Source organism: uncultured Salinicola sp., assembly GCF_937921195.1.
GTDB lineage: Bacteria > Pseudomonadota > Gammaproteobacteria > Pseudomonadales > Halomonadaceae > Salinicola.
In genome coordinates, this window is sequence record NZ_CALFQK010000082.1 from 1 (window position 1) to 24534 (window position 24534).

Here is a 24534-nt window from a genome sequence, read left to right on the forward strand (position 1 = left end):
GAGGGTCAGCAGCCGCTGGGACTGCGACAGGTCGATGTCGAAGGTGTCGAGTAGGTCGTTGAGCATGTTCTCTTCCTGATGACGGGACTCAGGTTTTCGTGTGGCCCGGGCAACCGGCTACGCTCTGTCCGAAAAATGCCTGCGCTCACCCATACGGCGTTAAAAATCGACTGGTGCGCCAGCCCGGTCAAAATGCTCATTTACCCGCGTAAACTGGAGCGCCAGCCCGGTCCTTTTTTCGCCGATTTTTGCCTTGTCTGGCCATCGCTCGTCGATTTTTCAGACAGAGCTGGGCGATGACCGTCAAAGATACCTTTCGGTAGGATAATGCAGATTACTAGAAAGGTTTGTAAGAGAATTGCCATTGATGACTAAGATTTTTGATGATTTGACGGCTCTCTCGATGAGTCGGGGTCATTTGAAGACTGCCGGGCCGAAGCAGATCGACATGGCCCCGCATCATTCGGTGTTGACTCCATGACTGCGCCATCGCGTAATCTAGGTCGATTCGTTCACACGTCGTCTCGATAAGAGATATCACTGTATGGCACCTGCCATCCCGCAGACTTTCTCGACCTTCAATATCCCCCCGACGCGAAGACATGTCGAAACCATCGACTTTCTGCTCGCGCGACCGTCGCTGGAGCTGCTGCCGGAGGCGTTGCGTCCCAGCGCCCGAGGTTTTCTGTTCTATCTCGCCACGTTACCCTCCAGCGCACCCCATGAGTGTCCGGCCTGCGCGAGCCGCTCGATCGCCTTGGCCACACCCGCTGGCACGCATGGGTTAAGGCGCGATGGCTATTACTGCCGGGACTGCAACAAGCGATTCAATGTCCTCAGCGGGACTCCACTTCGCCTGCTGCGCTCGGAAGATAAGTGGAAACCCTGGATGAGTTATCGGTTCCAGGGGTTCTCGCAAGAGCTGATCGCAACCTTCCTCGGTATCAGCAACAAGGCCTCCATGACCTGGAGCCGGGCCTTCATGGCGGCCATGGCCGACTATGACACCGAATTGCACCGGTGGTGGGAGGATCATCAGTCCACGCATATCTCCGAGCTGACGGATGAAGCCGAGAAGGCCTTGGAAGCGTGTGTCGCGACACTCACCGAGCTCGCCGCCCTGACAGACAGGCACTGTCCCTACTGCGGCTCTTCATCGACCCAGGTGCTGACCAGCCGGCGCGCCACGGAGTATCAATGCCATGGCTGTGAGCGCCGCTACAACAACCTGACCGAAACGCCGCTTTCGCATATCCAGCACATGGAACTGTGGCCCGAATACCTGCGCCTTCTCGTGGTGGGCTATCACGATACGGAGATCGGGGAGCGATTGGGGTTGAGCAAATCGCTGACCAACCTGTGGCGGCAACGTTTTCTCGAGTTCATGCAGGCCCGTTGGCCGCTCTTGGTTCACTGGACCCTGTGGCAATGGTCCCGGCGTCGCGTCAGCGTACCGAGCGGGCCGCAGACCTGAGGCGCCTTGCGGTCCGAACAAGACGTGTCTGCGAACACCAAGTACATCCACTTGGCAGCCTGGCGGCCCATCGACCATGCTGAGAGCCCCGAACCCGGCAAGGAGACCCGCATGAAACCCCACACGCTCTGGACCATCATCGGCACGTCCACGGCCATCATCTCGGGCGTGGCGACGCGAGAAGCGCTCAAGCGCACCACTAGACGCCACGCCTTCGAACCGCCGGTCAATCCGGACGACCCCGATGTACGTTGGCGCGAAGCGCTCTTGTGGGGCGCCGCTTCCGGCGTCGCGGTAGGGGTGGGTCGTATCCTGGGCTGGAAAATGGCCTCCAGCGGACTGCGCCGCGCCCGCCGGACTCGCCGGGGCCAACGCCTGCTCTCGCGTCTAGAGGATTGACGGCTTGGCGCATCACCGGTCGCCCCGGACAGGAGCCTGGCACATCACGCCCAAGCATGAACGCGAATCTAACTGAGAAATATTATTGATTGCATGAAGATCTCTAAGGATAATCCCCGACTCCGCCACTAAAAAACCGCGGGCCGATAAAAAGGGATCATTCACTCTTGGGGATCAACACGATGAGCGATCGCAATCGCACGATCGTGAGCCGTGGGAATTCGCCTTGGTGGCACCAGACCACCATGGCGGTTTTCTGCGGCTCGACACTATTCACCCTTCCCGCGACCGGTAACGCGCAGCAGTCGGGAAGCGACGACGATTACCGCCTCTCGCCGGTCACGGTTAACGCGCAGGCCGTGGGGGATGACAACGCCGATACCATTCTCGCCCGCGAACTCTGGGTCGGCGGCAAGGTCGCGACCAGCATTCAGGACACCCCGGCTTCGGTGTCGGTGATCACCGAGAAAGAGATCGAGCAGCGCAACGCCAAGACCACCGAGGAAGTGCTGCAGTACACGCCTGGCGTGGTGACCGGCTACTACGCCACTGACGATCGCAACGACTACTTCACGATTCGCGGCTTCCAGGCCACGACCTATCGCGATGGAATGACGCTTGGCTCCATGCGCGGCGTGCGTGAAGACCCTTACGCCTACGAGCGTATCGAGGTCCTGCGTGGCGCCAACTCGACGCTGTTCGGCCCCGCCGATCCGGGCGGCTCGGTCAATTTCGTCAGCAAACGTCCTCGCTTCGAGTCCTTCGGCGAGGGTTACCTGGGCTTTGGCTCGTTCGACCATCAGGAAGTGGGACTGGATATCGGTGACACCCTTGGCGACGGCAACACCGTGGCCTGGCGACTCACCGGCAAGGCCAAGGACAGCAGCTACGAGTACGACCATTCGGATGACGACGATCAGTTCATCATGGGCGGAGTGACCTGGGAGCCAACCGACCGAACCTCGGCCACGCTCATCTTCGACTATCTCAACCGCGACGGCACCGCCAACAGCGGCGGCTACCCGTTCGATCGCGAATATGACCGCAGCGATTTCTTCGGCGAGCCCGACTACAACTACCACGATGTCGAGCGCACCAATGTCACCGGTCTGTTCACGCATGACTTTGACAACGGTCTCATCTTCCGTGGCAACGTGCGCTACAGCGACCTGACCGACGATTACGGTTATGTCTATCTGACCGATAGCGCAGGCCGCGTCGGCAGCGAAGTGGACCGAGGCTATATCGGCTCGGACACGGACGCCGAGGAGCTGATCGGCAATGCCATGCTGCAGTACGATGCCGACCTCGGCGAAGTCGACAGCAACACCGTGGCCGGCGTCGAGTTCCGCGACGGCGAGTCCACCGGGTACTCCGTCTACGCCGCTGGCACGCCGATCGACATCGACGATCCCGTCTACAGCGGCGCGCCCGCCTCGCTGACGCCGTACGACCACGAAAAGCAGGAGTACGACACCCGCGCCGTCTTCCTGCAGCAGAACTTCTCGTTCTACGACACCTTCGTGGTCACGGCCGGCGTGCGTAACGACGATCTCGATCTCTCCAGCACCGATTACCTCACCGGCACCAGCGACTCTGACGACATCTCGGAAACCACCTGGCGCGGTGCCCTGACCTACATCATCAATCCGGAAGTCTCCACCTACGTGAGCTACGTGGAATCGGTGGCACCGCCCACCATCGGGGTCACACCGGAGCGCGGCAAGCAGTACGAAGTCGGCGTGAAATATTCACCACTATGGACCGACGCGCTATTCTCCGCCGCGATTTATGACCTGACTCGGGAGGACGTCGGCATCGCCGTCACCCAGGACGACGGCACCATCGACCAGCAGACAGTCGGCGAATACCGAGTGCGTGGACTCGACCTCGAGATCAAGGCCGAAGTCACCGATAACCTCAGCGTGATCGGCGGCTACACCTACATGCAGCCAGAGGTGGAAGAGGGCTCGATCACCGTCAGCGGCGTCGTGACCCCGATCGACGGCAACGACATTCAGATCGCGCCTAGACACAGCGCCATGCTGTGGGGCTACTACACCTTGCCCGACCTCGACATGAGCTTCGGCCTGGGCGCCCGCTACACCGGCACCTACTACTTCAATGCTGCCAACGACGCCAAGAGCGAAGCGGCGACTCTGTTCGATGCAGCCTTCGACTACGAGCTCCTGCCCAACACCGACTTCAGCGTCAACGTCACCAACCTGCTGGACGAACAGCACGTCGTCGGATCCGGCACCGCGGACTACTACAACCAGGGGCGCGAGATCTTCGCCAAAGTGCGTTACCACTGGTGATGGCGTGTGGCGCCACCCGAGCGGCCCCGGTCGCTCGGGATCCTTGTCCGTTCCTCTGCCATACGCGTCATCGGATTCTCGGGGACAAACGAGATATCAGTCTGGCGATGATCTGGGATCGGACCGGTGCCAACCAGCGGTTCGAGACCTCCCACACCTGCGCCATCTCCCGCGTCATCGAGAGGGTCGCGCTGGCATGCGCTCATCCTTCTCCCCTCATCCCCCGGCCTTCACTCCGGACTCGGTAACAGCGAGCGATTCGCCTCGACGACCTCCTTCAACACCTCAATGAAACGCTCCGCCGCCGGCGTCAGCTCACGGCGGCGAGACGTCAGCACGCCGATGTCACGATAAAGCCTTTCCCGGATCGGAATCAGGCAGACATCGTCACGGCGAAACATCATCTTGAGCGACGACGGCAGCGCACTGACGCCGATATCGTTGGCGACCATGCCAAGAATGGTCGACTGATAGGCGGCGACCTGTACCGGCAGCATCGGCCTGCCAGTCATGGCGAACCCCTTCTCGGTCAGACGCCGCATGCTGGTCCGGGTCTTCATGGCGATGAACGGCCACTCGACGATCTGCTGCCAGCTCACTTCGGAAGCGCCGGCTAGGGGATGGCGCGGCGAACAGACGAAGTAGAGGTAATCCTTGTAGATCGGTTGGAAATCCACCTCGTCGACGGCGGTTGGCGCCACGCTGACGCCGAAGTCGACATCCCCGGCCATTACCTGCTGATAGATCGGCTCGTCGCTCTCCTCCAGATACTCCAGCACGATATCGGGATAGCGCGCCTGAAACGAGGCCATGGCGGCAGGGACCAGGCTACCGCCAACGGTGAGCAGGGCCGCGAAGCTGAGGCGGCCCCGCTGGCCACTGGCGAGTGCGCGCATGTCTTGCATGCCCCTCTCCAGCCTTGCAAGCACCCGCTCCGCCACCGGTAGAAACTCCTGCCCCGCGGCGGCAAGTCGCACTTTTCGCGTGGTCCGCTCGAACAGCCTCACGCCGAGAATGTCCTCGAGCTGGCGAATCAAGTGACTTAGCGAAGGCTGAGAAAGGTGAAGCTTTTCAGCGGCTTCGGTGAAGCTGCCGAGGTCGGCAACGGCGATTAGCGCCTCGAGCTGACGTGCGGTTACATTATTCATCGGGATATCCAATCAATCCATTCTTCATTCGAATTTATCCGATTAATTGCGCCACGTATTCTGCTTCTACACCCAAAATCCCTCCTTGGCATTCAAGGGCGCAACATGCTCAAGCAAGTCATCGATCTCCACGAAATCCTCGACAGCCCCGGCGCCTCGGGGGATCGCGTCAAGGCGTACCTAGTCGCGTGCGGTGCGATGCCGGAAGCGATCAAGGTCACCCGCGTCACCTCCGACAAAGGCGCTTCCGACTTCCTGCATGTGACGATCGCAGGCAATCGCGGCAAGCAGACCGGCGGCGACGCGCCGACACTGGGCGTGATCGGTCGGCTCGGAGGGGTCGGCGCGCGTCCGGAGATCACCGGTTATGTCTCCGACGGTGATGGCGCACTGGCCGCCACGGCGGCGGCGGCAAAGCTGATCGGTATGGCCGCAAACGGTGACCGGCTCGCCGGCGACGTGATCGTGACAACGCACATCTGCCCAGACGCGCCGACCCGTGAACACCATCCGGTGCCGTTCATGGATTCACCGATCAGCTTCGAGGACACCTGGGGGCACGAGATCGATGCCGCCATGGACGCCATCGTCTCCATCGACACCACCAAGGGCAATCGCATCATCAACGTGCGTGGCGTGGCGATATCACCGACCGTCAAGCAGGGCTACATCCTGCGTACCAGCGAAGACCTGATGGATATCCTGTCCCGTGTCACCGGCCGCCTGCCGGAAGTGTTCGCGCTGACCCAGCAGGACATCACGCCCTACGGCAATGGCCTGCATCATCTCAACAGCATTCTGCAGCCCGCTGTCGCCACCTCGGCACCGGTGATCGGCGTGGCGCTGGCCGCCGAAATCGCTGTTGCGGGCTGTGCCACCGGTGCCAGTCACGAGGTGGATATCGAGCAGGCCGCGCGTTTCGCCGTCGAAGTGGCCAAGGACTTTACCGCCGGCATCTGCCAGTTCTTCGATGCCGACGAATTTTCGCGGCTGATCGAGTTATACGGCGATCAGACCCGTTTCCAGCAGGGTGGCGCGCGGGGATGAGCGACGCAGCCTGCAGAGCGCGGCTCGGTATCGTCACCATCGGCCAGTCGCCGCGCAGCGATCTGCACGACGACCTCGCCACGCTGCTTGATGCGAGCATCGAGTGTCTCGAACGCGGCGCGCTGGATGCGCTGACGCTGGAGCAGATCGAGAACCGCTATCCGGTGAGCGACCAACCGCAGGTACTGGTCTCGCGAATGCGGGATGGCCGCCAGGTCACCATCGCCGAACCCGATCTGGAGCCGCTGCTGGACACAGCGATCCGCATCATGGCAAGCGACGACGGCGTCGACGCCATCGTAGTGCTGTGCACCGGTGAGTTGCCGGATTATCGCCATCTGGGCCTGCCGGTGCTGTCGCCGAAACGACTGGTACGCCATGGCATTCAGGCGCTGTTCCCCGGTGGACGACTGCTGGTGATGAGCCCGGAGCCGCGGCAAATGGCGAACACCCGAACGCGTTGGGAAGCGGCAGGATTCAGCGTCGAAACGCTCAGCGCTTCACCCTACGGTGATCCCGCCGAACTGGAGCGGGCCGCGAGGCAAGCCGCCGAGATGCACGGCGACCTGCTCTACCTGGACTGCATGGGATACACGCTGGCCCATCGGCGACGCATCGCAGCACTCTCCGGCAAGCGCACCGTCACGCCCAGGCAGCTCGTCTTCGGCGCGGCCAATCTGCTGCTGGCCGTCTGAAAGCATCGAACACAACAATGAGCGCGATAACGACATGAACGACACCACATCGCCGGCCACGCCCGGCACCAGCGGCACTCAGGGAAAACACCGCCATCCACGCTTCTTCGCACCAGGCCAGATGGTGGTCAACGTCATCGTCTGCGTACTGGGGGCGATCATCGGCATGGAGCTGATCACCCGCGTCGGCATCACACCCAATACCTCGATCATCGGTGCGCTGATCGCGATCCTGCTCTCCTACATTCCACTGCGGCTGTTCCGCCGCTACCGTTCGCTGGAGAGTCAGACGCTGGTACAGACGACAATATCCGGTGCCACCTTCTCGGCGGCCAACGGCCTGCTGCTGCCGCTGGCGATCCCGTTTCTGATGGGCGAATCCGGGATGCTGGTGCCAATGCTGATCGGGGCGGCGCTGGCGGTGATCACCGACGCCTCAATCCTCTATTTCTCCTTCGACAGCAAGGTCTTCTCGGCCCGCGCGGCCTGGCCGCCGGGGCTGGCCACGGCGGAAGCGCTCAAGGCCGCCGCCAACAAGGGACGTAACGCGCTGCTACTGCTGGTCGGCATGGTGGGCGGCGTGGTCGGCAAGGCGTTCGGCATTCCCGCGGACATGTTCGGTATCGCCTGGATCGCCAATGTCTTCGCGATGTGTGCGCTGGGCGCGGGCCTGATCCTGCGCGGCTACTCCGAAACGCTGTTCGGCTTCGATATCAGCACCGCCTACATCCCCCACGGGATCATGATCGGCGCAGGCCTGGTGGCGCTGATCCAGATCCTGCTGCTGATGCGGCGTGACCGCCGCCAGAGCGAGGCCGATGGCGAATCGACCCAGCGCCCGACCCGATCGGCCCTGCAGATGCGCACCGCCATGCTGAGCGGCTTCGGCGCCTATCTGGTCATCGCGCTGATTCTGGCGCTGGGTACCGGCATCTATACAGGCATGTCAATCGGCATGCTGATCGGCTGGCTGGTGTTCGCTGCGCTGGCCGCGATGGCATCGGAGTTGATCGTGGGCATCGCGGCGATGCACTCGGGCTGGTTTCCGTCGTTCGCCACGGCGTTGATCTTCCTGGTCATCGGCATGCTATTGGGTTTTCCAACCACCGCACTCGGCATTCTGGTCGCCTTCACCGTCGCGACCGGCCCGGCGTTTGCCGACATGGCCTATGACCTCAAGGCGGGCTGGACCATCCGTGACGAAGGCAGCGATCTTGAATACGAGATGGATGGTCGCCGCCAGCAGTACTTCGCCGAGCTGTTCAGCTTCGGCGTGGCGATCGTGATCGTGGCGTTCGCGTTCCAGGCTTACTTCGCCGCCGATCTGGTACCACCGGTGGCGCGCGTCTACGTCGCCACCATCGACGCCGGTGCCAGCCTCGACGTCGCCAGGCAGCTGCTGATCTGGGGTGTCGTCGGTGCCATCATTCAGTTCGCCGGCGGCGTGTCACGTCAGATCGGCGTACTGCTGGCGACCGGGCTGTTGATCACCTCGCCCATCGCCGGCATCGTGATCTACCTCGCCCTGCTGGTGCGCTGGATCGTGGTCCAGCGCTTCGGCGAGACCGGCAGCCACAAGCTCTATGTCCTGGGTGCCGGCTTCATCACCGGCTCGGCACTCTACAGCTTCTTCTCCTCGACCCTGAAACTGGGCTCGAAATAGATCCGATAAAGGCGCCCTTGGCGCCGAGGAGTCTTCCAATGTCACGCCTGCTGCTACTAAGCAGTTCTCGCGCCGGCACCACCGGCTATCTCGATCACGCTCAACCGCTGATGGCCGATTTCCTCGAAGCCAATCCGATATCCATCGAGCGTGTGCTCTTCATCCCCTTTGCCGGCGTGGGCAAGACCTTCGATGCCTATCTCGAACAGGTGCGCCCGGCATTCGCGGCCATCGGGCTCGAGGTCGACGGTATTCATCAGGCGCCGGATTCCAAGAGCGCCGTGCGCGAAGCCCAAGCGATCGCCGTCGGCGGCGGCAATACCTTCGCGCTGGTCAAACGGCTCTACGAGGCCGACCTGCTGGGCATCCTCCGCGAGCGTGTCGAGGCGGGCACGCCTTATATCGGCTGGAGTGCCGGTTCCAACATCGCCGGGCCAACACTCTGCACCACCAACGACATGCCGATCGTCGAGCCGCCGAGCTTCGTCACGCTCGGCCTGGTGCCGTTCCAGCTCAACCCGCACTTCCTGTCCGGCAAGCCCGCCGGCCACAACGGCGAGAGTCGCGAGGAACGTCTGGCGGAATATCTGGCGCTCAACCCCAAGGCGCTGGTCGTCGCGCTGCGCGAGGGCACCGCACTACGCCGGGAAGCAGATACGCTGACGCTCGTGGGTGAACTCGACGGGGAAGCGTTCGCCAAGGATGGCCAACAGCCGCTGGCCGCCGGTAGCCGGCTGGATCATTTGCTGGCTCCGGACGCCTCTGAATGAAGCGAGTCGGTATCCGGCGCGTGGTGACCGGCGAGGGCCGGGGGCTGTCGAGCATCACCAGCGCCTGATTCGGGCCAGTCTCGACGCCCGACACGCCGCTGCGGCGCGAGATCGCAAGCGGTTCAAGAAATCGATGCTATCGCCGATAATCGCTGGATGGACGATGACCGCTCGTCTGCCGCCAGCGCACGATTTTCCGAAGACGCCATGACGGCAAACCGTTTCTGCCAGGACTTAGACGGATCGACACGAACATGGCGTTCGACCCTGCCACGATATTGACCCTGACCATCGCCATCTCGGCCGCCGCCGCGCTCTATCTGCTGATGGAGTGGCGCTGAGCATCGGCGCCACGCGCTTCGAGCGGCCACCCGACGATCTCGAAGCCCTGATCGGCCACGGGGACGTGGCACTTTACGACGTCAAGCGCAGCGGCCGGAACGGCACGCGCATACTCGAACTGACCGAACGGCGATCGCCGACATCCGCGTCGAACGGCCTGCCCGGCCGCCCGGGCTTCCCTGGCCGGTGATATCAACCCTCCACGCTTTGTCTCGGCAAGCGGGATGATACCGGTGACTTGCGAACACAAGACATGTCATGGTCGACGACATCGAATCGAGCACCATGGTAGGAGGTTGGGTCATCGGAATCGCAGATGGCCGGCATCAGGAAATCCTTCAACACCCGCTGCATTCGTCGTCGCGCGCTCCGATTCTCCAGATCGAGAAAATGCCCGGCATCGGGTAGCGTGCAAAATCGGCTGCCGTCGATGTAATTGCCCAGTTCACGCACCGCTTCCGGCGACGTATGTTCGTCCAGCTCACCGTTGATAAACAGGATCGGCACGTCGATTTTCCGATAGAGGTCAGTGTAGTCCTCATCGTCCAGCGACAGGATCTGCTCGATGTGAAAACAGGCCTGGTGGTATTCACGACTATCCAGCGACGAGAGATGCCGATGATTGACGTGCTTGAGCAGCTTCGGCAGGTAGCGTCCCACCTCATCGTTCATCAGTTTGGCCACATCCCCGAAGCGCTCGTCCATCACCAGATCGCGTGCCTTCGAGACATAATTGCGCATGGGCTCGTTGAGATGGCTGGAGAATGAAGCCACGACCGCACGCTCGATGGAAGGCGGACGGCGGGCCAGAGCCATCATCGCGGCGTAGCCGCCCCAGGAGACGGACAACATCGACTGGGGCTGGTAACGATCGATCAAGGCCAGCAGGATCTCGACTTCCTCATCCTTGGTGACGACCCCCCCTGCCGGGTTGTGTGGACGGGACTGCCCCGTGAAAGGCAGATCGAACAAGATGATATCCAGATCATCGCGCAGGTATTTCACGCAGTGATTGAACGAGCCGGTCGTGGCCAGCGCCCCGTTGATCAAGATGATGCTCTTGCGGTTTCCCTCGCGGCGATACTGTTCTACGTGAATTCGGTATTCTTTGACTTGAACCAATTCTGTCGACGGTTTCATGCGATCCCCTGACGTAAGGCAGTTTGGACGGAAAGACTCCTCTCTCCCGCCGTCTCGGTCTGATTTCCTTTATCGTTAGACTGACTTTCAACTACTCTTATTAGTGTCAGTTTCTACTTTAGCATAAGATTAGTAAAATCTAATTTATGTTTCCATGACCATACAGGGTCATTTTCGAGTCTGGCCTCGATCGGGAAGTGTCGGGGTGAAACTCGTCGCGCGTCGCGGATGATCGACGTCGGCACACGCCCTGGGCGCCGGCGTCGAACCTCGTGGCAGTGGTGATCAGTGGCGGTCATCGCGCCGGCCAGCCGGGGCCTTCCGAATGCAAAACGCCCCGATCCGGAATCGGGGCGTTGCGACAGCAGGGGCGACGACGCCCGCCGGGCGGGCTACAAGGCGCCGTCGGCGATCGCCCTGGCCATGGTCGGCGAGAGCTTCTCAGCGGCGTCGGTCTCAGGTTTGATCGAAGCGAAGGACGTTATCGAGTTCAGCATCGATGGCGGCGGCCTGCTCCGCGCTCGTTGGCGGCATCGGCATACGCGGCCGCCCGGTCTGCACACCTTGCTTGCTCAGCACGTACTTGACGTTGGCAGGCAAATTGTCGGCGAAGATCGTATTCCAGAACGCTAGCAGCGCTTCGTGAACCTCTCTGGCGAGCTTGTGATCCCCTGCCTTGACGGCATTCCAGAGCGTTACGCAGACCCCGGGCACCGCTGCAGGATTGGCTGCTATCGTGCCGTGGGAACCAATGGCGAAAGACGGGTAGAGTAGCGCATCGACTGCCGTGAACACTCGACGGCCTTCGGGCACGCTCAGCATCAGATCAGCCATCAATTTGAGATCGCCGGCGCTCTGCTTGACCCCGATGACCTGGGGCAGGCCCTTCATGATCCGTACCAATAGCTGGGGCGAGAGATAGTTCCAAGGCACTACATTATAGATGATGACGGGGATATCGACTTCACGAGTCAAACGCTCGAAGTGTGCGTAGGTAGCATCCTCAGTGGGCTTGAAGACATAATGCACCGGGGTAATCTGCAGCGCGGCGACATCGAACTTCGAAACGGCCTTGGCCGCCGCGATCGCATCACGTGTGCTATTGGCGATGATCCCCGCGACAACCGGGATTTTACCGTCGATCTCCTCGCAAGCGATCTCGATGGAGCGCGCAAGCTCCTCGACGGATAGCGTATGCCCCTCCCCCGTACTACCCCCCAAGCAGATACCGTGGACTTTCTTCTTCAGCATGAAGCGGATGTTATCGCGCAGCGCCTCTTCATCCAGCGTCTCGTCCTCTTTGAACGGCGAGACCAGTGGCGGAATGATACCTTCAAGCTCGTGTTTCATAGCGGAGTCCCTATCAATGGAGTGATGTAAACCGATCGCCGACTCAGTCGCGATCTGGCGGGCATTATTGCCGCAACTCGCCGAGCACGCGCTCAGTTTGCTGTTCATGTTCGGCCATGAAGTCACCGAGTTCTTCGGCATTCATCCATACCGGACCAAAACCCCGATCTCTCATACCCTGCTGAAAAGCCTCGGCATCGAAGGCAGCTTTCACCTGCGCCTCGATGGCCTCTACCAGCGCCGGTGACATGCCCGCCGGCCCAGCGACGCCGCGCCAAGTCCCGCCGGTCACCGGCTCACCGACGGCCTCCTCGACGGTCGGGACGTCCGGGTAGCGATCCAGGCGCTGCTCGGCGAATACGGCAACGTTTTCGACTAACCCAGCTTCGCGCAACGAGTCGGTCTCAGGTAGCGACGACAAGACGACGTCCATACCGCCGGAGGTCAGCTCCTGTAGCCCTGCCGCGGCCCCCTTGGCCGGCACCAGATTGAGCTGAGTGACATCGACCCCCTCGTCGAGCATCAGAGAAACGAAAGGAATGTCCCAGCTGGCGTTGCACGTACCGCCGCAGGAAATCGTCAAGCTGGTGGGATCGGCTTTGAGTGCGTCGACGATGTCTTGTAACGATTCGAGATTGGAATCAGCAGCGACGTGAACTGCGGCCGGATCCATGTTCACCAGCGCGATGGGAGTGAAGCTCTCGCTGGTGAAATCGGCCTGCCCTAGTACGCGATACTGAGCAAAAGGCGACATCTGGCCGAGTGTGTAGCCATCGGGCTCCGCGTTGGTATAGGTCGTCATGCCGACAACGCCACCGCCCTGAGCCTGATTGACCACACTGAACGCCTGCCCCGTATTTTTCTCCAGTTCACGGGAAAGCAACCGGAAGACGTAATCGCTGCCGCCACCGGCCCCGGCGATCACGACCATCTGTACGGGCCGGGTTGGCCAGGCATCCTGCGCTTGCGCCGAGGATACCCACGCACTGCCAGCCATCATCGCAATCATCAGCATGGTCGTTTTCATTCGATGCCTCTCCTTTATTCCACGGCCCAGCTTCACTCGACACCCCGTCGCTAGAGGCCCTTGGAGATTCGCGCCGGCCCCCTTGGTCGCTTATCAAACTACCGGGTCCATACTTCCATTTTTATCGATTAATAGAAATTGAACTATCGTATAATTCCGAAATTCGGAATATCATTCGGTGGGTTTCGACTTAAGTTTCCTTTTAGGCCAAATTTGCAGCAGCACGACTCCCGCCCATACCGCGATAGTGACAATACCCAGCACAGCACCGATCTCGCGATCGAAGAAGATGCTCAGATCTCCCTGCGACTTGAGCATTGTCGTCATGAACGTTTCCTCGATCATCGGCCCCAGGATCAGGCCGAGAATCGCCGGTGCCAGCGGTATTTCGTTGGATTCCATGACGTAGCCGAGCAAGCCGAAGAGCGCGATAAGCCCTACCGAGAACAGCGTGTTCTCGACCGAGAACGCCCCCAGAATGCAGAACATCAACACCACGGCTGAGACATACGCGCGCGGCAACCGAAGGATGTAACCGAAGCCTCGAATACATAGGATGCCGAGAGGAATCAGTGCCAAGTTGGCAATAAAGAAGATCCCGAAGATCGTGTAGATGACCTCCGGCTGATTCAGAAACAGCGTCGGGCCAGGGTTGATGCCTTTGATGAACATGACCGATATGACGATCGCGGTGATGGCGTCACCGGGTATGCCGAAGACCGTGGCCGGAATGTAAGCCCCACCGAGACTCGCGTTATTGGCCGCGCTGGCCGACATAATCCGCTCCGACGCTCCTATATCGTCCTCCCGCCGCCCCTTCCGGCTTCCTCGGCGTGCAACCGCATAGGAGATCCAGGCGGCTATGTCCGACCCTGCGCCCGGCAGAGCACCGACCAATGTACCGATCGAGCCACCGCGCAGCGTGCCTAACCGGTGTCGCCATAGATTTATGAGGCTTGGGACGAGTATCGGCCCGCTGATGCTAGGTAACGCCTCGGCTCGGGGCGGGTTGGCCGCATTACGTAGCAGTTCGGAAACAGCGAACAGGCCGATCAGCACGGGGATCAGCCCAAAACCACCCAGCAGGTCCGGAGATCCGAGCGAGAACCGCGGAATGCCGCTGACTGGGTCCATGCCTACCGTTGCCAGCGACAGTCCCAGAAACAGTGACACCAACCCCTTGGCCAGAGAGCCGCCGGATACGAAAGTCGCACAGCTGAGCCCAAGTACGCCCAGCCAAAAATATTCGACGGAGCTGAATATCAGAGCGATCTTGGCCAGTGATGGCGCTGCCAAGGAGAGCACCAGCGCGCTGATCAGACCACCCAGTGAAGAGGCAATCAGACCGGCACCCAGGGCCACAGCGCCCTTGCCTCGGTGGACCATGCCATTGGCCTCGTTGGTGTAGGCCGCGGATGCTGGCGTACCGGGCATGCGCAGCAGCGCCCCGGGAATGTCGCCGGCGAATATCGCCATGGCCGACGCGGTGATAATGGCAGCGACCGCGGGTATCGGCTGCATGAAGATGACAAATGGCACCAACAGCGCACTGGCCATCAATGCGGTCAACCCAGGTATGGCGCCGATGATTAGCCCATAGGCAGCAGACAGGAGAATCACCAGCAACAGATAGCCATCGGTCAACTGCGATAGCACGGAATAGAACATCACCATATCAACCACCCCGACACCGCAGTCAGCGGTCCCCAAGGCAACGGCACGTGCAATATCGAGGCGAACAGCAAGTTGATAGCCAGGGCGATGATCAACGCGACGACTGCCGAGCGTCGCGGATGCACCCGATTGGCGGTCATCAGGGCGAACAGCAATAGAGTCGCGGTGATGAGAAAGCCCAGCGGCTCCACCAGTAGTACGTATGCAATGATGGCCACGGGGATCAACCAGAAATTGATCGCGAGTCGCCAGCGCTTCGACCAATCGGGTCGCTCGAACAGCGGTCCCATACGTCGCTTCTTGATACCGGCGAAAAGTATGGAGAGCCCTGCCAGTGCGAGACCACTGCCGGTGAGCGTAGGAAAGAGATTAGGGCCGTAGGCAAAGCCTTGAGGTTGCGGCAGTGCGGTGGCCCAGACACAGAGCCCAACCCCCGCCAGAACCACTGCTGGCCCCAATATGATGTCATGTACCCGCATAACGCAGTCTCCATGGTGAGAAGCCAAGACGCTGGTTCAATCTGTCTTTGGGTCCCAGCGCCACCTACCATGGAAAATACGCTTTAAAAAAACACTATCAATCCGCAATTCGGATTATAGACTCACCTTCCCCCTCTCAATTCTTGACGCCGACTTACGGCTTTCCCGCCCAGCCCAGTTCGCGCGAGATGGCGTCGGCAGTGCGTATGACGGTCGGAGCCAAACCGTCCTGACGAGCGAGTGGCAGCCGACTGGCCGGGCCTGAAACACTGATGGAGGCGAACACCCGTCCTCGACTGTCTCGGATAGGTGCACCGACACAGCGCACGTCGAGCTCGTTCTCCTCGTCGTCACGGGAGAAGCCACGCTCACGAATACGCTGCAGATCTTCGCGGAGTGCAGACATCTCGACCAAGGTATGTTCCGTTCTGCGCTCCAGCCCCTCCTCCTCGACGATACGTTCGATCAGGGCCTCGCTTTGAAAAGCCAGGAACGCTTTGCCAACGCTAGTGCAGTGGACCGGCGCGGCCTCGATGGTGGTCAGCGTTGTCAGGCGAGCATCGCCCATCTCCTCGCGCTCGATGCAGACCATCTGGCTACCGTCGAACATATGCAGATGCACGATATCTCCAGTGATCTGATGGAGCTCGAGCACGTGAGGCCTCGCGTGACGGTCAAGATCCAGATTGGCGAGTACTGCACTGCCGTAATAGAACATTCTCAGCCCAAGGCGGTAGTCACCTCGGCGATGGTCCTGATCGATCATGCCAATCTCGCGCAGAGACGCCACGATGCGGTGAATAGTCGTTCTCGGCAGCCCGGTCATCTCGACCATGTCCGTAATCGACAAGTGTCCTTTCGAACGCGAAAAACAATCGAGCACTTTCGCCATCTTGTAGAACGATTTGGCACCGGCATCGCGGCCGTCCTGTATGGCCGACCTTGGAATATCGTTCATCGTGTCCCTCCTGAATGAAAGCAAGATCGCACGTTCATAGCCGGCTATCAACGTAACCAATGTCTTAAAGTTCCATTTTTATTTTCGATCTGGCCACAAACGGAGAGATATCAGCATAAAGTGGATATTGACTTATCCAACACCAAAGTATTCCGTATAACGGAATTGAAAATGGAGATGGCAGTGAAGAAGCTAATCAACGATCCGCGAGATGTGGTACACGAACTGCTCGAGGGACTAGCAGATACCAATCCGACGATTGCCCTGCTCGAAGGCGAGAACGTGGTCGTGCGCTCGGACCTGCCCGACTCGCCGGACGCGAGACCGGTGGCTGTCATCTCCGGCGGCGGCAGCGGCCATGAGCCGGCCCACGCCGGCTTCGTCGGCGCTGGCATGCTCTCTGCCGCCGTCGCCGGCGACGTATTCACCTCCCCAAGCGTTGACGCGGTTCATGCCGCCATCCGGGCCACGGCGGGTCCAAGAGGGGCACTGCTGGTGGTCAAGAACTACACCGGCGACCGGCTCAACTTCACCCTGGCGGCCGAACTCGCCAGCGCCGAGGGCATCCCCACGGAAGTGGTGATGGTCGCCGACGATGTCGCATTACGCGAGACGCTACCCGCCGATCGCAGCAGGGGCCTGGCCGGTACGGTGCTGGTTCACAAGATCGCCGGTGCCAGTGCGGCCCGCGGCGACTCGCTCGAGCGGGTAACGAGCCAGGCTCGCGAGGCAGCCGCATCGCTCGTCACCATGGGTATCGCCCTGGGCTCGTGCATCGTACCCACCGCAGGCCAGGCGGGTTTCTCACTCGGTGAGCGGGAGATCGAATTCGGCCTGGGTATCCACGGCGAAAAGGGCGTCCGCAAGGCCGAACTGATGACGGCGGACGCCATCGTCGACGAGATACTCGACACGCTGCTGGGCCACTTCGACGACTCGAGCAAGCGTGTCGGACTGCTGGTCAATGGCCTAGGTGCCACGCCACCGATGGAACTGGCGATCGTGGCTCGGCGCGCCATCGCCAAGCTGCGCGAACGCGGGCTGCGCGTCGAGCGGCTGTGGAGCGGCAACTTCATGACCGCGCTCGAAATGGCCGGTTGCTCGCTTACCTTGCTGCCACTTGACGATACCCGGGTCGAACAACTCGACGCAGCCACCGAGGTACGCATCTGGCCACGCGCGGCCACCGTCGCCGAGGCGCGCCATACGCGATCGTTGTCAGCCGCACCGACGACAGCCCGCGCATCGGCAACCCGTGGTGAACCGGATCCTGTACTCCAGCGCGCCGTGCTCGACGTCGCCACTTGCCTGATAGCAAACGAATCCCACCTCACCCGGCTCGATGCCGCCACCGGCGACGGCGACCTGGGTGCGAGCATGACGCGAGGCGCCCAAGCCCTGCGCGATCTGCCAGACGCAGTCTTCGCCTCGCCCAAAGTCTGTCTCGCCGCCGCCGGGGATACGCTGCGCCGGGCCATCGCAGGCAGCTCCGGCCCCTTCTACGCCACGGCACTGTTACGTGCCGCACAGGTGCTGCCGGAGGAGAGTGCGAAAGCGGAGGACTGGTCGGCAGCGCTGGTCGCAGCGCAGCGGATCATCTCGGAGATCGGCGGTGCCGGGCCCGGTGACCGAACCATGGTGGATGCGCTGGCTCCCGCCAGTGATGCCTTCGCGACAGCGATAGCCAGGGGCGAGGACGCCCTGTCTGCAATCGACCAAGCGGTGACAGCAGCTCGAGAAGGCGCCAAAGCCACTGCCGGGATGCTGCCGGCCTTCGGTCGCGCGGCCTATCTCGGCGAACGAGCCCTGGGTACGCCGGATGGCGGCGCCGTCGCGGTATCGCTCTGGCTGGAAGCGCTGCACGACTCGCTGACCAGGCACTCGAGCTGAAGGCGCCTCGCACTCTCACTGGAGGCGCGTTACCGCAAGAATCCAGGTAGAAGGCTCGCAGGGTTCATCACCAGGCCGGCGAGCGGCATCACCCACGAACCACTCGGGGACTTTGTACATGAAAACGATAACGGTAACCCTCGCCTTGGCCCTGGGCCTGAGCTGTGGCGCCGCAAAGGCGCAGGAATATACGCTCAAATACTCCTTCGCCGACGTGGACCAACCAGCCGCCAACGCCGCCGCCGCACATGCCTACGTATTCGAGGAGGCGCTGGAGCGTCTCAGCGGCGGGCGCATCGAGGTCGATGTCTTTCCCAACGGCCAACTGGGCGACGCCCGCTCCATGGCCCAGCAGGTCCGTCGCGGCACCATCGATGTGGCGAGTTTCTCATCGGGTGTCTTCGCCTCGCTCTACTATCCCGAGCTTGGCATCATCGACCTGCCATTTCTCTATGCCACCCGCGCGGACATGGTCGAGAAGCTCTCCACCCACCAGCCCTTCATCGCCGAACTGCTCGACGACGTCGCCGAGTCCACTGGCGTGCGTATTCTCGGCTTCGAGCCATACGGCTTTCGCAACTTCACTACCGCGGATACCCCCATTCAACGCCCAGAGGACATTCAGGGTTTGAAAATGCGGACCCAGGAGATCGTGCCGCACCAGGAGTTGATGCGAGCGCTCGGTGCCTCACCCACTCCGATCCCCTTTCTCGAACTTTACAGCGCATTACAGACCGGCGTCGTCGACGGCGAGGAGAACCCGCTAGCCACCATCCAGCAGCAGAAGTTCTATCAGGTACAGAACCATCTCACGCTCTCGGGCCATCTCATGACCATCGCGGCGATTTTCGTCAACGAAGCATGGTACGCCGGGCTGCCCGATGATCTACGCGCTGCCGTCGATCAGGCCAATGCCGAGGCATCGCTGGCCTATGCCGGCGTGGGTGCGACCCAGGACGTCCTGGCACTCGACCAGCTCGAGGAGGAGGGTATGACGATTTATGCGCTCTCGCCCGAGGAGCGCCAAGCGTTTCGAGATGCCACCGCCAAGCCTCTACGCGAATGGGCGATCGACGAGTACGGCGACGAGTTCGCCCAGGGATTCTTCGACTACCTGGACAGCTTCGACAAGGCACCGTGACGCGGTGAAGGCCCAAGCCGAGCCCGCCCACTGCGGTTTTCCTCACTACCGGGGCATAGCGCATGAAAGCGACGTTCAGTCCTGCATTGCCACTCGCTCTCGTCGGCGCTCCGAACGCGGCCTCGGCGCCTCTCACGCGGCCACGCCTGTCTGCCGTGCGCTCTAGAGCGCACGGCAGACAGGCGTGGTGGATGGCCAGCGCTCCTGGTGGTGATACAGCAGCAAAAGCACGACCAGGTGCAGGGCCAACCGACCCGCCCGGGTCATCTCATGACCATCGCCGTGACCACCGCCGGCGTGGTCGTCAACGAGCAGTGGTATCAGCCTCTGCCCGAGGATCTTCGCCCGCCCGCGGACGAGGCTCAGACGGAGGCCACCCTCCCCATGCCGGCATCAGCGCCCTGCAGGACGTGCTCGCGCTCGAGACTCGGATCGGCGAAGGGTGGACATCGACACCCGAGCGGCTCGAGGTCCTTCACGAGGTTCCCTCCCCCAGGCCAGTCGGTGTGCGATCGACGAGACTGGAGAAGCGTTCGTGAACGACTGCTTTGACACTATCGACTCGGTCGACGACTGATTTTCCCAGTGCGGCGCATTCGCCGGATTTCGAGGTCTCCTCATGCAACGACTCACGACTTTTCTCGGACATGGTGATCGCGTCGTGTTCTGGATCACCGCCACCCTCGCTGGCGCGCTACTTCTGATGATGTCGATTCTGGTCATCTGGATGGTCGTCGCTCGCTACTTGTTCAACGCTCCGGTGTTCTGGGGCGATGAGATGTCGCGCTATCTGATGTTTTCTCTGGTGATGATCGGCAGCGCCATCGCCCTGCGGCTCCAGCAGCATCCTCGGCTGACCTTTCTGCTTACCGCTCTGCCGGCACGTCTGCAGATCACACTGGAGTGGTTGATAGATACCATCGTCATCGGCACGCTGCTGGTGATTCTGATCCAGGGGGCACTGTTGGCGATCGATGAATCCATCATGCGAACGCCATCGCTGCGTGTCTCCTACTTATGGGTCTATCTCTCTTACCCGCTGGGGGCGGGGCTGTCGATCCTCCAGGTGTTCGGCCGGCACTTCGGCCCCGATAGACGCGAAGCACTGGGCGAGATCGAGGGAGTCGTCTGATGTCTCTGACACTCTTTCTCATCGGCTTCGTCGTCATGATGGCGATCGGCATTCCGCTGTCGTTCGCCATGCTGACCAGCACGATCCTGTTTTTCGTCGTCCAGGATCTGCCGCTCTTTCTGGTGGTTCAGCAGTTCTTCATCGGCATCGACAATTTCACGCTGCTTGCCATTCCCTTTTTCATGCTGGCCGGCGACCTCATGGTGGTTTCCGGCACCGCCGACAAGATGATGAATTTCTCGAACGCGCTGGTTGGACGCACGCGCGGCGGCATGGGCTATGTGACCATCGTCTCCTCGATGCTGTTCGGAGGCTGCTCCGGATCGGCTATTTCCGAAATCGCCGGGCTGGGCAAGATGCAGGTCAAGATGATGGAGAAGAACGGCTTCACGCGGGCATTCAGCACCGCGCTCGCCGTCGCCTCTTCGATCAAGGGTGCGATCATTCCACCATCGATCCCGATGGTGCTGGTGGGAGCCATCACCGGCACATCCATCGGCGGCCTGCTCGTCGGCGGAGCCATACCCGGCACGCTGGTCTCCGTCGCCATGGCCATCGTCGTCTTCTGCTCCTCGCGCAGGATGACGCCAGTCAGGGACCGGCGCATCAGCATCGGTGAATTCTTGAAAGTCACTGCCTCATCGCTGCCCTTCCTGGCCATGCCGATCATCATCCTCGGAGGCATTCTGTCAGGGGTCTTCACGCCCACCGAGGCATCCGCCGTGGCGGTCGGCTACGGGTTTCTGCTGCTGTTGATCCGCCAAGGCCGGGCGATTCACTGGCTGACGATCTTGTTCCTGATGATTCGAAGCGCCGTGCTCTCCGCCGTGGTGCTCCTGCTCTCCGGCGCCTCGGCGGTGTTCTCCTGGGTGCTCGCCTCGGAGAGGGTGCCGGACCTGATCGCGAGCTTCATTTTCAGTTTCACCGACAACCGCTATCTCATTTTGTTGATCATCAATGTGTTCTTGCTGCTCTGGGGCATGGTGATGGACATGCTGCCGGCGATTCTCATCGTGGTACCCATGCTGATGCCGCTGGTGGTGGATCTGGGGGTCGATCCCATCCATTTCGGCGTCGTCGTGGTCTTCAACCTGGTCATCGGTCTGATCACGCCGCCTTATGGCGCAGCCCTGTTCACCGGTGCCATCGTGACCGGCATGCCCATTGGTCAAATCGTGGGCGCCATGTGGCCGCTGCTGCTTTCCGCCGTCGCCACACTGCTCCTCATCACCTACGTGCCGGAGACCGTTCTCTATCTGCCCCGCCTGTTCGGACTGGACTGAACGCAACGCCTCTTACAGGAAGGAACCTCATGAGCCACATGCCATCGATTCGACATACTGCACTGCCGGACAACTTCATCGAGCGCCTGCGCAAGATCGTCGGCGAGCGGGTCAGCACTAGTCCCTCCGAGCTCGAGCGTATGGGCCGCGGCGAGTGCTGGCATCCCTCTATTCCGCCTCAGGTTGGCGTCTATCCCGAGTCGACCGAGGAAGTCGCCGCTCTCGTCAAATTGGCGGCTATAGAGAACGTGGCAGTAGTCGCCATGGGCGCGGGTACTTCGCTGGAGGGCCATACCGCCGCCCTTCATGGTGGGGTCTGTCTCGATCTCAGCCGGATGAGCGAAATTCTCGAACTGCGCGCAGAGGACCTCGACGTCACGGTGCAAGCCGGCGTCACCCGCCAGACGCTGAATCAGTATCTGCGCGCCACCGGGCTGTTCTTTCCCGTCGACCCCGGGGCAGACGCGACTCTCGGCGGCATGGCCGCCACCCGGGCCTCCGGAACCAATGCCGTTCGCTACGGCACCATGCGCGAGAACGTGCTCAACCTTACCGTTGTGCTCGCCGACGGCAGCGTCGTGAGGACAGCAAGTCGTGCACGCAAGTCTTCCGCTGGCTATGATCTGACCCGGCTCTTCGTGGGCTCCGAGGGCACGCTCGGTATCGTCACCGAAGTGACGGTACGCCTGGCCGGCATTCCCGAAGCAGAGAGTGCCGCCGTGTGCGCGTTTCCCGATACCGCCAGCGCTATCACCACGGCTACCGAGATCATCCAACTGGGGATTCCGGTGGCGCGCATCGAGTTCATCGACGACGTCGGCATGGCTACCGTCAACGACTTCGCCGGGCTGGACTATGTCGTGGCGCCGACGCTGTTCTTCGACTTCCACGGTACCGAGGCGGGCGTCGAGGAGCAGGCCGCGCTCGCCTCGGCCATGGCGCACGACAACGGTGGTACCGACGTCCGCTGGGCGAGCACGCGCGAAGCGCGCAACAAGCTCTGGCAGGCCCGTCATGAATTCCACTACGCCATCCTGTCGCGTCGTCCCGGTGGCGGAATCTGGGGAACCGATGTCTGCGTGCCGATTTCGCGCCTCACCGAATGCATTCTCTTCGCCCAGCATCAGGCCAAGCGAGCGCCCTTCATGGCGGTCGCCCTAGGCCACGTCGGCGACGGCAACTTCCACATGAGCTATCTCATCGATCCCGACGATGATGCGGAGCGCGCACTGGCCGACGAACTCGCCTCGGAACTGGCGCATCACGCCATCGCGCTGGGCGGAACCTGTACCGGGGAGCACGGTGTCGGCTACGGCAAGAGCCGGTATCTGGCCGAAGAATTCGGCGACACCGGGGTGGCACTGATGCGAAAACTGAAAAGGGCACTGGATCCGAACGACATCCTCAATCCGGGAAAGATTCTACCGCCACAGTCATGAGTCCAGATCGACGGCGCTCGCCGGATCGTCGTGCTGGCCGAACCCGTCAAGGCGGCTGAAACCAGCGCGACGATGAACCGACACGACAACTCAAAAGGAACCCATCATGAAACCCTGTCTCGCCTTTATTGCCTTGAGCCTGCTCTCCGCATCGACATTCGCCGCGAACTTCCCGGAGCGCCCCGTGACGATCATCGTTCCGGCAGGGGCCGGTGGAGGCGGCGATACCACGACCCGCCTGCTGGCCCGAGGCCTCGAGAAGCAACTGGGTCAGCCAATCACTATCATCAACCAGGGCCAGGGCGGCGGTGTCGTTGGTCTCACATCGATCAAGAATGCCAAACCGGACGGCTACACGGTGGGGCTGCTGTTTCCCTACGCTGGCTATCACTACACCGGCCAGGCTACTTTCTCGGTCGATGACTTCACGCCCATCGCCAGCTTCAACGGCGACAGCTCGGCACTGATCACCGCGAAGGACTCGCCATTCGACTCACTCGAGGAGGCCATCGACGCACTGCGAGAGTCGCCATCGGAGTACACCATCCACTGCGCTGGCGGCTGCGGAAGCGTGTGGGACGTACCGATGGCGAGCTTTCTGCTGGACGAAGGGGTGGATGTCGCCGAGATCCGCTGGATTCCCGGCCAGGGCGCGGCAAGCGGCTTATCGGAACTAATCTCTGGGGGCGTCGATTTTCTGACCGCGTCGCTGCCCGAGGCTGGCGCCATGATCGACGCCGATATGGCGCGCGCTCTGACGGTGCTGAGTCCGACCCCGGTCGAGAACTTCGAAGACGTGCCACTGGCCGGTGAGATCGCGGACGAAGTCGTCGACGGCGGTACCTGGCGCGCGCTCGGCGGACCAGTGGGCATGCCGCAGGAAGCAGTCGATACCTGGGAAGCGGCCGTACTCGCCGTGGTCGACTCCGACGCTTTCCGTCAGGCGATGTCTCAAGCCGGGTTCGGCATCCGCGCACTGAATGCCGGGCAGCTCACTCGTCTGATGCAGGAGCACGAAGACGACACTGCACGGGTAATGAAAGCACTCGGATACGAAGCGCCCTGACCTTGCCATCGCCGTTCTGTAGTGACCGCTACCGGCAGGACCCGTGTCGTCCCCAGCCTGGACTCGGTCCTCATTTTTTTGGATGACACCACCGTCTTC

20 protein-coding genes and 1 pseudogene are annotated in these 24534 nt (G+C 61.5%); 14 read left to right on the forward strand and 7 right to left on the reverse strand.

All coding sequences use genetic code 11. The annotated features are described in order from the left end of the window. Window positions 1-544: 544 nt before the first annotated feature. The 3 genes and pseudogenes from Q0602_RS25345 to Q0602_RS07055 all read left to right on the forward strand — a co-directional run. Window positions 545-880 (forward strand): annotated as a pseudogene (locus Q0602_RS25345) (hypothetical protein); the annotation flags it as partial. Window positions 881-1585: 705 nt separating this feature from the next. After that, entirely contained in the window at window positions 1586-1873 is a 288-nt protein-coding gene (locus Q0602_RS07050) for a DUF4235 domain-containing protein (RefSeq protein WP_149435006.1), read from the forward strand. A 182-nt stretch (window positions 1874-2055) separates the two neighbouring features. After that, window positions 2056-4191 (forward strand): TonB-dependent siderophore receptor, encoded by a 2136-nt coding sequence (locus Q0602_RS07055; protein ID WP_298840798.1) that lies wholly within the window; start codon window positions 2056-2058, stop codon window positions 4189-4191. Window positions 4192-4421: 230 nt separating this feature from the next. Here the strand turns inward: Q0602_RS07055 and Q0602_RS07060 are convergent, their stop codons facing one another. Next, window positions 4422-5339, reverse strand: coding sequence for a LysR family transcriptional regulator (locus tag Q0602_RS07060; RefSeq protein ID WP_298840801.1), 918 nt, complete (start codon window positions 5337-5339; stop codon window positions 4422-4424). A 105-nt stretch (window positions 5340-5444) separates the two neighbouring features. Between Q0602_RS07060 and Q0602_RS07065 the strand changes: the two genes are divergently transcribed. The 5 genes from Q0602_RS07065 (at window position 5445) to Q0602_RS07085 (ending at window position 10046) form a co-directional block, all read left to right on the forward strand. After that, on the forward strand, window positions 5445-6386 hold the full coding sequence (locus Q0602_RS07065) for a DUF1177 domain-containing protein (RefSeq protein WP_298840804.1): 942 nt from the start codon (window positions 5445-5447) through the stop codon (window positions 6384-6386). Next, window positions 6383-7081 (forward strand): AroM family protein, encoded by a 699-nt coding sequence (locus Q0602_RS07070; RefSeq protein WP_298840809.1) that lies wholly within the window; start codon window positions 6383-6385, stop codon window positions 7079-7081. The genes Q0602_RS07065 and Q0602_RS07070 overlap by 4 nt, the downstream gene beginning before the upstream one ends. A 34-nt stretch (window positions 7082-7115) precedes the next feature. Further along, window positions 7116-8744, forward strand: coding sequence for an OPT/YSL family transporter (locus tag Q0602_RS07075; protein ID WP_298840812.1), 1629 nt, complete (start codon window positions 7116-7118; stop codon window positions 8742-8744). Window positions 8745-8782: 38 nt separating this feature from the next. Further along, window positions 8783-9514: a dipeptidase PepE gene (gene pepE / locus Q0602_RS07080; RefSeq protein WP_298840815.1), complete on the forward strand. Its 732-nt coding sequence runs from the start codon at window positions 8783-8785 to the stop codon at window positions 9512-9514. A gap of 331 nt (window positions 9515-9845) precedes the next feature. Continuing rightward, window positions 9846-10046, forward strand: coding sequence for a hypothetical protein (locus tag Q0602_RS07085; protein ID WP_298840818.1), 201 nt, complete (start codon window positions 9846-9848; stop codon window positions 10044-10046). Window positions 10047-10048: 2 nt separating this feature from the next. Here Q0602_RS07085 and Q0602_RS07090 read toward each other — a convergent pair whose 3' ends face one another. From Q0602_RS07090 to Q0602_RS07115, 6 genes are all read right to left on the reverse strand, one after another. Next, a complete protein-coding gene (locus Q0602_RS07090) occupies window positions 10049-10996 on the reverse strand; it encodes an alpha/beta hydrolase (protein ID WP_298840821.1) in 948 nt (315 codons plus the stop codon). Between the two features lie 456 nt (window positions 10997-11452). Beyond that, window positions 11453-12346 carry a dihydrodipicolinate synthase family protein gene (locus Q0602_RS07095; RefSeq protein WP_298840824.1) on the reverse strand — a complete coding sequence of 298 codons (894 nt, stop codon included), beginning with the start codon at window positions 12344-12346 and terminating at the stop codon, window positions 11453-11455. A gap of 64 nt (window positions 12347-12410) precedes the next feature. Continuing rightward, window positions 12411-13373: a tripartite tricarboxylate transporter substrate binding protein gene (locus Q0602_RS07100; RefSeq protein WP_298840827.1), complete on the reverse strand. Its 963-nt coding sequence runs from the start codon at window positions 13371-13373 to the stop codon at window positions 12411-12413. A gap of 171 nt (window positions 13374-13544) precedes the next feature. Then, on the reverse strand, window positions 13545-15047 hold the full coding sequence (locus tag Q0602_RS07105; RefSeq protein ID WP_298840831.1) for a tripartite tricarboxylate transporter permease: 1503 nt from the start codon (window positions 15045-15047) through the stop codon (window positions 13545-13547). Next, the gene (locus tag Q0602_RS07110) at window positions 15041-15526 is read right to left on the reverse strand and encodes a tripartite tricarboxylate transporter TctB family protein (protein WP_298840834.1); all 486 of its coding nucleotides are present in this window, start codon (window positions 15524-15526) and stop codon (window positions 15041-15043) included. The genes Q0602_RS07105 and Q0602_RS07110 overlap by 7 nt, the downstream gene beginning before the upstream one ends. Before the next feature lie 154 nt (window positions 15527-15680). Beyond that, window positions 15681-16484, reverse strand: a complete 804-nt coding sequence (locus Q0602_RS07115) for an IclR family transcriptional regulator (RefSeq protein ID WP_110601452.1) — start codon at window positions 16482-16484, stop codon at window positions 15681-15683. A gap of 183 nt (window positions 16485-16667) precedes the next feature. Here Q0602_RS07115 and Q0602_RS07120 point away from each other — a divergent pair, with 183 nt between their 5' ends. The 6 genes from Q0602_RS07120 (at window position 16668) to Q0602_RS07145 (ending at window position 24435) form a co-directional block, all read left to right on the forward strand. Beyond that, the gene (locus tag Q0602_RS07120; protein ID WP_298840841.1) at window positions 16668-18374 is read left to right on the forward strand and encodes a dihydroxyacetone kinase family protein; all 1707 of its coding nucleotides are present in this window, start codon (window positions 16668-16670) and stop codon (window positions 18372-18374) included. Between the two features lie 118 nt (window positions 18375-18492). Then, the gene (locus Q0602_RS07125; RefSeq protein ID WP_298840846.1) at window positions 18493-19515 is read left to right on the forward strand and encodes a TRAP transporter substrate-binding protein; all 1023 of its coding nucleotides are present in this window, start codon (window positions 18493-18495) and stop codon (window positions 19513-19515) included. Window positions 19516-20134: 619 nt separating this feature from the next. Beyond that, window positions 20135-20647, forward strand: a complete 513-nt coding sequence (locus tag Q0602_RS07130; protein ID WP_298840849.1) for a TRAP transporter small permease — start codon at window positions 20135-20137, stop codon at window positions 20645-20647. After that, the gene (locus Q0602_RS07135) at window positions 20647-21930 is read left to right on the forward strand and encodes a TRAP transporter large permease (protein ID WP_298840852.1); all 1284 of its coding nucleotides are present in this window, start codon (window positions 20647-20649) and stop codon (window positions 21928-21930) included. Before Q0602_RS07130 ends, Q0602_RS07135 begins: the two co-directional genes overlap by 1 nt. 29 nt (window positions 21931-21959) lie before the next feature. Then, a complete protein-coding gene (locus Q0602_RS07140; protein ID WP_298840855.1) occupies window positions 21960-23369 on the forward strand; it encodes an FAD-linked oxidase C-terminal domain-containing protein in 1410 nt (469 codons plus the stop codon). A gap of 106 nt (window positions 23370-23475) precedes the next feature. Further along, the gene (locus Q0602_RS07145) at window positions 23476-24435 is read left to right on the forward strand and encodes a tripartite tricarboxylate transporter substrate binding protein (RefSeq protein ID WP_298840858.1); all 960 of its coding nucleotides are present in this window, start codon (window positions 23476-23478) and stop codon (window positions 24433-24435) included. Window positions 24436-24534 lie beyond the last annotated feature (99 nt).

Excerpts from the sequence above, each read along its gene's own strand:
- Q0602_RS07065 (WP_298840804.1), top strand. The coding sequence starts at position 5,445 with ATGCTCAAGCAAGTCATCGATCTCCACGAAATCCTCGACAGCCCCGGC.
- Q0602_RS07125 (WP_298840846.1), top strand. The coding sequence starts at position 18,493 with ATGAAAACGATAACGGTAACCCTCGCCTTGGCCCTGGGCCTGAGCTGT.
- Q0602_RS07055 (WP_298840798.1), top strand. The coding sequence starts at position 2,056 with ATGAGCGATCGCAATCGCACGATCGTGAGCCGTGGGAATTCGCCTTGG.
- Q0602_RS07100 (WP_298840827.1), bottom strand. The coding sequence starts at position 13,373 with ATGAAAACGACCATGCTGATGATTGCGATGATGGCTGGCAGTGCGTGG.
- Q0602_RS07060 (WP_298840801.1), bottom strand. The coding sequence starts at position 5,339 with ATGAATAATGTAACCGCACGTCAGCTCGAGGCGCTAATCGCCGTTGCC.
- Q0602_RS07090 (WP_298840821.1), bottom strand. The coding sequence starts at position 10,996 with ATGAAACCGTCGACAGAATTGGTTCAAGTCAAAGAATACCGAATTCAC.
- Q0602_RS07095 (WP_298840824.1), bottom strand. The coding sequence starts at position 12,346 with ATGAAACACGAGCTTGAAGGTATCATTCCGCCACTGGTCTCGCCGTTC.
- Q0602_RS07140 (WP_298840855.1), top strand. The coding sequence starts at position 21,960 with ATGAGCCACATGCCATCGATTCGACATACTGCACTGCCGGACAACTTC.
- Q0602_RS07130 (WP_298840849.1), top strand. The coding sequence starts at position 20,135 with ATGCAACGACTCACGACTTTTCTCGGACATGGTGATCGCGTCGTGTTC.
- Q0602_RS07050 (WP_149435006.1), top strand. The coding sequence starts at position 1,586 with ATGAAACCCCACACGCTCTGGACCATCATCGGCACGTCCACGGCCATC.
- Q0602_RS07070 (WP_298840809.1), top strand. The coding sequence starts at position 6,383 with ATGAGCGACGCAGCCTGCAGAGCGCGGCTCGGTATCGTCACCATCGGC.
- pepE (WP_298840815.1), top strand. The coding sequence starts at position 8,783 with ATGTCACGCCTGCTGCTACTAAGCAGTTCTCGCGCCGGCACCACCGGC.
- Q0602_RS07075 (WP_298840812.1), top strand. The coding sequence starts at position 7,116 with ATGAACGACACCACATCGCCGGCCACGCCCGGCACCAGCGGCACTCAG.
- Q0602_RS07115 (WP_110601452.1), bottom strand. The coding sequence starts at position 16,484 with ATGAACGATATTCCAAGGTCGGCCATACAGGACGGCCGCGATGCCGGT.
- Q0602_RS07145 (WP_298840858.1), top strand. The coding sequence starts at position 23,476 with ATGAAACCCTGTCTCGCCTTTATTGCCTTGAGCCTGCTCTCCGCATCG.
- Q0602_RS07135 (WP_298840852.1), top strand. The coding sequence starts at position 20,647 with ATGTCTCTGACACTCTTTCTCATCGGCTTCGTCGTCATGATGGCGATC.
- Q0602_RS07105 (WP_298840831.1), bottom strand. The coding sequence starts at position 15,047 with ATGGTGATGTTCTATTCCGTGCTATCGCAGTTGACCGATGGCTATCTG.
- Q0602_RS07110 (WP_298840834.1), bottom strand. The coding sequence starts at position 15,526 with ATGCGGGTACATGACATCATATTGGGGCCAGCAGTGGTTCTGGCGGGG.